This window comes from Deinococcus aestuarii, from assembly GCF_018863415.1.
Taxonomy (GTDB): domain Bacteria; phylum Deinococcota; class Deinococci; order Deinococcales; family Deinococcaceae; genus Deinococcus; species Deinococcus aestuarii.
Genome location: NZ_JAHKSN010000034.1, coordinates 24,216 through 31,314, shown reverse-complemented (window position 1 = coordinate 31,314; position 7,099 = coordinate 24,216). Strand labels below are relative to the sequence as shown.

At 73.3% G+C, this 7,099-nt stretch carries 5 protein-coding genes; 3 read left to right on the top strand and 2 right to left on the bottom strand.

Going from position 1 to position 7,099, the window contains the following annotated elements; genetic code table 11:
• Positions 1-114 precede the first annotated feature (114 nt).
• Both IC605_RS23690 and IC605_RS23685 read right to left on the bottom strand, forming a co-directional pair.
• Positions 115-867 carry a shikimate dehydrogenase gene (locus IC605_RS23690; protein WP_216329633.1) on the bottom strand — a complete coding sequence of 251 codons (753 nt, stop codon included), beginning with the start codon at positions 865-867 and terminating at the stop codon, positions 115-117.
• A 76-nt stretch (positions 868-943) separates the two neighbouring features.
• Positions 944-2,158 carry a hypothetical protein gene (locus IC605_RS23685; protein WP_216329631.1) on the bottom strand — a complete coding sequence of 405 codons (1,215 nt, stop codon included), beginning with the start codon at positions 2,156-2,158 and terminating at the stop codon, positions 944-946.
• 223 nt (positions 2,159-2,381) lie between these two features.
• Here IC605_RS23685 and recN point away from each other — a divergent pair, with 223 nt between their 5' ends.
• The 3 genes from recN to pckA all read left to right on the top strand — a co-directional run bounded on the left by recN (position 2,382) and on the right by pckA (position 7,075).
• The gene (gene recN, locus IC605_RS23680) at positions 2,382-4,094 is read left to right on the top strand and encodes a DNA repair protein RecN (protein WP_216329629.1); all 1,713 of its coding nucleotides are present in this window, start codon (positions 2,382-2,384) and stop codon (positions 4,092-4,094) included.
• 46 nt (positions 4,095-4,140) lie between these two features.
• Positions 4,141-5,265, top strand: a complete 1,125-nt coding sequence (locus tag IC605_RS23675; protein ID WP_216329627.1) for a protease complex subunit PrcB family protein — start codon at positions 4,141-4,143, stop codon at positions 5,263-5,265.
• A gap of 220 nt (positions 5,266-5,485) precedes the next feature.
• Complete coding sequence (gene pckA / locus IC605_RS23670) at positions 5,486-7,075, top strand: phosphoenolpyruvate carboxykinase (ATP) (RefSeq protein WP_216329625.1); 1,590 nt, start codon at positions 5,486-5,488, stop codon at positions 7,073-7,075.
• Positions 7,076-7,099 lie beyond the last annotated feature (24 nt).

Here is a 7,099-nt window from a genome sequence, read left to right as displayed (position 1 = left end):
CAGGAAATGATACGTCTCGTCATCGACATCACTCGGGTACCCTTGTCGCACCATCCCCCATTCTGCTCACCACAGACCCTCTCCCCTCAACTTGGAACGCCTTTTACACAGCCTCTAGGCCAGCACGCCCGCAAGGTCCGTCAGGTCCTCGGGGCGGTAGCGCTGCCCGGTCGCGTGCAGCAGTTGGCGGGAGAGGCGCAGGGCGGGCAGGAGGCGGAGGTCGAGGGTGGCCGCGCCGCTCGCCCCGGGGTTCGCGCGCCCGGTGAGGTCGGCGAGGGTGTGGTAGGGCTGGAGGAGACCGGGGGGGAGGGTCCCGCCCGTGAGGACGATCAGGTCGGCGCGCTCGGCGAGGGCCGCCAGGGCGGGGTCGAAGCGGCTGACCGGAAAGGCCCGCACCCCGGCGGGAAGGTCGCGCACGAAGCGCTCGGCGTCGGGCACGCTGTCGGCGGCGATGCCGACGGTGGTAAAGCCCAGCCGCACGAGGGGCAGGGCGCGGGCGAGTTCACCCCCCGAACCCAGCAGCAGGGCGCCTGCCCCGCGCGCCGCGTAGCCGCTCGCCTCCACGGCGTCGGTGAGGGCGTCGGCCAGGGCGTAGGTGCCGTGGGCCCCCCCGGCGGTAAAGGCGACGGCATCCACCCTGCCGATCCGGCGGGCGCTGGCGTCGGGGTCGGTGGCCCCGGCCGCCGCGCCCTCCCGCGCCCCGTGCACGAGGGCCCCCGAGAAGCGCAGGGTGCGGCACGCCTGCATCACCGCGCCGAGGTTCTCGTCGGGCACCTCCACGGCGATCAGCCCCGCCGTGCGCAGGGCGCGGGCGGCGGCCGGGGAATGACCGATCAGGGCGAGCGGCGCGTCTGGGGGGGTGGACATCGCCCCAGAGTGTACCGCGGGTCACGAAGAGGGAGGACCGCCCGGGGAGTGGGGCGGCCCCCCTTCCCCGCGGTGTTCAGTTGGTCTTGTTGCCGGAATTCTGGGCGGGCGTCGAGGGCCCCCCCGCGGCGGCGGACCCGGCGGCGGGCGAACCGCCCCAGGTCGCGCCCGTGGTGCCCGCCTGGGTCCCGCCTGCGGCGGCGGGAGCGGGGGCCGGTTCCTCGATGTGTTCGATCCACATGGTGCCCACGATCTCGCGGGCCCTGCGGCTGGCGCGGTGCAGGTTCTCGGCGGCCTCCGGGCTCACGCGGCCCACCGCGCCCAGAATCGCCTGACGGGCGGCGGGCACGCGGGCGAGCACGACCGCACCCGTCCCCAGGAGCAGCAGGCCGACGAGACCCCCACTCCCGCCGCCCCGCGCCTCGGACTTGGCAACACGTCCCTTCTGCTTGCTCAGGCGGGCGAGTTCCTTCCTCGTCCCCCCGGAGAGCGACCCGACCTGCCGCCGGACCTCGCGCTCGATCTCGTCGGTGTTCCAGGCCCGCTGCATGGCCCGCAGCTCCTTCCCGGCGTCCACGCGGGCGGCCCTGAGCGCCTGCTCGGCGTGACGCAGGGCGGTCTCGGCGGAGACCACCGCCGCCCCGGCGTCCCGGGCCCCCTGGACGTTGTGGGCGTGCGCCTCCTGCCTGACCTGCGCCGCCGCGCCCTTGAGCAGGTGTTCGCCCTGACGGCGGCGAGCCGCGGCCACGCGGGCGGCCTTCCCGGCCGCGCGGGCCCCCTGCGCCTGCTTCGCCCGCACCTCGCGCCTCACCTGCCGCCCGGTGCCCTGGAGCGCCCGCCCGGCGTCCTCGGCCAGGTCCTCCACCGTCTCGCCGAGCGCCTCCACGCCGCGCTTGACGCCCCGGTGCACGTCGTGGGCGACGGCCGCGGCCTTGGCCGCCCCAGCGCCCGCCACCGCCGTGACCGTGCCTGCGGCGGCCTCCACGGCGTCCCCGGCGCGGTCGAGCACCGACTCGGCGTGGGCGGGGGCCTTGTCCCGCAGGGTGTCCACGGTTCGGGCCGTCTTCCGTGTCGCCTGATGGGCCGCGTGTCCGGCCTCGGCAGCGGCCTGCGCCAGGGTGGGCTTCACCGAATCCACGGTGTCCCCCACCGCCTCCTGGGCCTGCCCGAGGAGGTCGCGGGTGCCTTCAGCCAGCTTGCGCCGGGCGCCTTCGTTCAGGGCGAGGGCGCTCAGGCCGCCCAGCAGCAGCATCCGGCGGCCCGTCCCCTTCTCCGGGTTGAGCTTGTCCATGTCCCTACTCCTTTCACGTTCCGCCGCCCCCTCCAGGGGAGAAGCGGGAACCCATGCGGCCCCCATTCTGGAAGCCCCCGCCGCCCGGAGTGTGGGCAGACCGTGACGTGGGTTTCATGTTCCCGGCGCCCCGTCCCCATCCGCCCGCTCCGGTCCCCCGCCGGGCCCACACCGTGACGCCCGTGCTCCTTTGCCCCACCCCGGACGCTCTACACTCGGGGGCGTGACCCGCAAGGCCCGCGCCACCACCGCCCCCACCGCGCCGCCTTCGCCCGCGCCCGGCCCGGCCCCGGCAGGGCCCCTCCTGTCGCGGCTGGAGGTGCGCAACCTCGCCACCATCCGCGACCTCACGCTGGAGCTGCGGGGGGGCTTCAGCGCCTTTACCGGCGAGACGGGCGCGGGCAAGAGCATCATCGTGGACGCGCTCGGGTTGCTGCTGGGCTCGCGGGCGAACACCGACCTGATCCGCACCGGGGAAGACGGCCTGCTCGTCACCGGTTTCTGGGGCGGCGAGGACGAGTACAGCGCCAGCCGCCGGGTGACCACCCAGGGCCGCGGCACCGCCCGCCTCGACGGCGAGGTCGTCTCGGTGCGCGAGCTTCAGGAGTGGGCCGCCACCCGCCTCACGATCCACTGGCAGCACAGCGCGGTCAGCCTGCTGACCCCCGCCAACCAGCGCGCCCTTCTCGACCGCCAGGTGGGGGCAGAGGTCGCGGCCTACACGGCGGCCTACCGGGCGTGGGGTGAGGCGAGGGCGCGGCTGGAGCACCTGCGCGCGGGCGAGCGCGAGCGGGCGCGGCAGCTCGACCTCCTGACCTTCCAGGTCCGCGAGATCGAGGGGCTTGCTCCCCAGCCCGGCGAGGAGGAGCCGCTGGGCAACGAACTCACCCGCTTATCCAACCTGGAGACCATCGCGCAGGGGGCGGCGGGGGCGCTCGACCTCCTCTCGGACGGCGAGACGAACGCGGTGGGGCTGATCGCCGAGGCGCTGAGGGCGCTCAACGCCGGGGCGAAGTACGACGAGACGAGCGCCCAGCTCCAGCGCGACCTGCGGGACGCCCTCGACGCCGTGCAGGCGGTGGTCGGAGAACTGCGCGACGTGGCCGAGGACAGCGCCCCCGACCCCGAGGAACTCGCCCGGGTGGAGGGGCGGCTGACCGCGCTCGGCAAACTGCGCGCCAAGTACGGCCCGACCCTGGAGGACGTGCTCGCCTTCCACACGTCCGCGGAGGCGGAACTCGCCGAACTCGACCGCGACGAGCGGGACGCGGGCACCCTGGAGGCCGAGGTCGGGCGGCTGGAGGGCGAGGCGGTGCGGGCGGGTCAGGAACTGGACGAGGCCCGCCGCCACCTCGCCGGACCCCTGGCGGCGGGCCTCGTCGCCGTGATCCGCGAGCTGGGGATGCCGCACGCGCGGCTGGAGTTCCGGGTGACGCCGCTGCCCCACCCCGGCCCCTCGGGGCTGAGCGACGTGACCCTGCACTTCACCGCCAACCCCGGCGAGGACCTCGGGCCGCTCGCAGACGTGGCCTCGGGCGGCGAGCTGTCGCGCGTGATGCTGGCGATCAGCACGGTGCTCGGCGCGGAGACCCCCGCCGTCGTGTTCGACGAGGTGGACGCGGGGATCGGCGGGGCGGCGGCGCTCGCGGTCGCCGATCAGCTCGGGCGGCTGGCGAGCGAGCGGCAGGTCCTCGTCGTGACCCACCTCGCGCAGATCGCCGCGCGGGCCGACCACCATTACAAGGTGGAAAAACAGGTCGAGGACGGGCGCACGGTGAGCCGGGTCCGCCTTCTGGGCGAAGACGAGCGGCTGGAGGAGATCGCGCGGATGCTCAGCGGCAACACCTCGGAGGCGGCGCTCTCGCACGCGCGGGAACTCTTGAGCCGTGGGCGCGGGCGCGGAGCGGCGAACGGAGGGCGCGTGGGGGTTTCCTGAAGGAGAGCTTCAGTCGGTCGTCAGGCGGCGTGCCTAAGCTGGCCGCATGAAGACATCCCTGACCGCCGCGCTCACCCTGGGCGCGGGTCTCCTCGCGGGCTGCTCGATGACCGGCCCCGGCAACCTGAGGGTCCACGAGGTGCTGCTCTACGGCGGCACCCAGGAGCGCATCACCTGGGTGTACGGCGACCTGCGGGGCTCGGCCCAGAGCGGCGTGAAGCTCGGCAACCAGGCGGTGGAACTGCGTGCCCAGGTCCCCGACCCCCTCGCCGTGGCGGGCACCCTGAGCGTGAACGGGAAGGCGACGTACCGCCTGCCCACGGGCGCCGTCACCCCCAAGCTGGCCGTCACGCGCGACACGCAGGGCCTGTTCAACGTGACCCTCAACGAGGCGGCAGGCACCGTGTACTTCACCGACGGGCGGGGCTGGAGCCGCCTGAGCGCTCCGGCGGGCCCGGGCCTGCGGGGCACCGCCGTCGCCGGGCTGCGCGGGGCGGGCAACCTCACCGACGCGGAGGCCGACGCCCTGAGCGCCGCGCTCGTGAGCCAGGGGCCACTCGCCGTGGCCGTGCTGAACGAGGCGGCGGTGCCCGACGCGCCTCTCACGGTCGAGCCCACCCCGACCGAGTACCGCCGCACGGCGCTGTACGTGCTGCCGAACGTGCGCACGGTCGCCCTGCCGGGGACAGCCACCGGCACCGTCACGATCACGCCGGGGGCGGGCCAGCCCGGCAGTACCCAGCCTCAGGCCCAGGGGGCGCGCGTGACCTTGACCGAACTCGCCAGCGGCACGAACGCCGCCGTTACGGCCCCGGCGGTGCAGGTCGCCACCACCCAGAGCGCCCTGACCGCGCTCTACAACCTCGCCTACGGGCGCCAGACAGGCGTGCCCGCCGCGCCGAGCCTGGGGGCGGGGAGCACGGCGGTCGGCCTCTTCCTGGGGCAGCAGTCCACGGGGGGCTACGGGGTGCGGGTCGTGGGCGCGAGCGGCCAGAACGGCGTCCTCACCCTCACCGCCGAGGTGCGGTCGCCCAGCCCCGGCGCGATCACCACCCAGGCCCTGACGAGCCCGTGGACCATCGTGCGCGTGCCCGGCACCTACCGCGAGGTCCGCGTCGTGGACGCCCAGGGCCGACCCCTGCCGAGCACGGGTGGCGGGCAGACCCGCTGAGACGAGCCTTCATCCAGGGGGGGCATTCGGGGGACCGGGTGCTCCCCCTCTCCTGTGTTCGGGGCGGCGGCCACGGCGACCCTCACCCCGACCACCTGTTTCTTGCGTTCCGTGCGCGGGTGTTTCCTTTGGCGTGACAACACCAAGGTTGGTATGGAACCGCTTCCTGAGCGAGGATCAGTGTGTTCTTTCCTACACCAACCCCTTCCGGAGGCAACCCATGAGCCTGACGAGTTCCAATCCGCTCCAGACCCTCGGCATCCGCCACGCCACGCTGCACCACAACCCCGGGGTGGAGGAGCTGTACGAGGCCGCCCTGCGGCTGGGCGAGGGGCAGGTGGCGGCGGGCGGGCCCCTCGCCGTTCGCACGAACAAGACGGGCCGCAGCCCGAAAGACCGCTTCATCGTGGAGGACGATCTCACCCGGGGCGCGGTGTGGTGGGGCGGCTTCAACACGCCCGTGAGCCCGGGGGTCTTCGGCGGCCTGCTGGAGAGGATGACCGCCTACGCCGAGGGCCGCGAACTTTTCGTGCAGGACGTGTTCGCCGGGACCGACCCCGCGCACCGCCTCGCCGTGCGGGTGGTGACCGAGATGGCCTACCACTCGCTGTTCGTCCGCAACATGTTCGTGCGCCCCACCGAGGCCGAGCGGGAGGACTTCGGGCCCGACTGGACGGTCCTGAACATCCCTTCGTTCAAGGCGGACCCGGAGCGCGACGGCGTGCGGAGCGAGACCTTCATCCTGGTGAATTTCAGCCGGAAGATGATCATCGCGGGGGGCACCCAGTACGCGGGCGAGAACAAAAAGGGCATTTTCGGGGTCCTGAACTTCCTGCTGCCGGAGCAGGGGGTGATGCCCATGCACTGCTCGGCGAACGTGGGCGAAGGCGGCGACGTGGCCCTCTTCTTCGGCCTGAGCGGCACGGGCAAGACGACCCTCTCGGCCGATCCTACCCGCAAGCTCATCGGCGACGACGAGCACGGCTGGACGGACACGGGCGTCTTCAACTTCGAGGGGGGCTGCTACGCCAAGGTGATCAACCTCAACCCGGAGGCCGAGCCCGCCATCTACCGCACCACGCGGACCCACGGCACGGTGCTGGAAAACGTCGTGCTGAGAGGGGACGGCACCCCCGACCTCGACGACGGCTCGCTGACCGAGAACACCCGCAGCGCCTACCCCATCACGCAGATCGACAACATCGTGCCTGAGGGGATGGCCGGGCACCCGAAGAACATCGTCTTCCTGACCGCCGACGCCTTCGGGGTGCTGCCGCCGCTGAGCCGCCTGAGCCCCGAGCAGACGATGTATCAGTTCATCAGCGGCTTCACGGCCAAGATTCCCGGCACCGAGGACGGCGTGACCGAGCCCAGCCCGACCTTCTCGACCTGCTTCGGGGCGCCCTTCATGCCCCGTCACCCCGGCGAGTACGCCCGTTTGCTGGCGAAGAAGGTCGGGGAGAGCGGCGCCCGCGTGTGGCTGGTGAACACGGGCTGGACCGGCGGGCAGTACGGCCAGGGCAGGCGCATGAGCATCGCCCACACCCGGCGTCTGATCAACGCGGCGCTTTCCGGCGAACTCGATGACGTGAAGTTCGTCCGCGAGCCCTTTTTCGATCTGGAGATTCCGACCGGGGTCCCCGGTGTGCCGAGCGAGGTCCTGAACCCGCGCGACGCCTGGGCGGACAAGGACGCCTACGACCGCACGGCCCGCAAGCTGGCCGGGATGTTCCGCGAGAACTTCAAGCGGTTCGGGGACGGGGTGGACCCGGCGATCACGGCGAGTATGCCCCAGCACGGGGAGGGGTAGGGACTTCGGGTTCCCGACCGCTCC

What these genes read in the sequence shown, in the direction of transcription:
- IC605_RS23690 (WP_216329633.1), bottom strand. Translation starts at nt 867, where the DNA reads ATGTCCACCCCCCCAGACGCGCCGCTCGCCCTGATCGGTCATTCCCCG.
- IC605_RS23685 (WP_216329631.1), bottom strand. Translation starts at nt 2,158, where the DNA reads ATGGACAAGCTCAACCCGGAGAAGGGGACGGGCCGCCGGATGCTGCTG.
- IC605_RS23675 (WP_216329627.1), top strand. Translation starts at nt 4,141, where the DNA reads ATGAAGACATCCCTGACCGCCGCGCTCACCCTGGGCGCGGGTCTCCTC.
- pckA (WP_216329625.1), top strand. Translation starts at nt 5,486, where the DNA reads ATGAGCCTGACGAGTTCCAATCCGCTCCAGACCCTCGGCATCCGCCAC.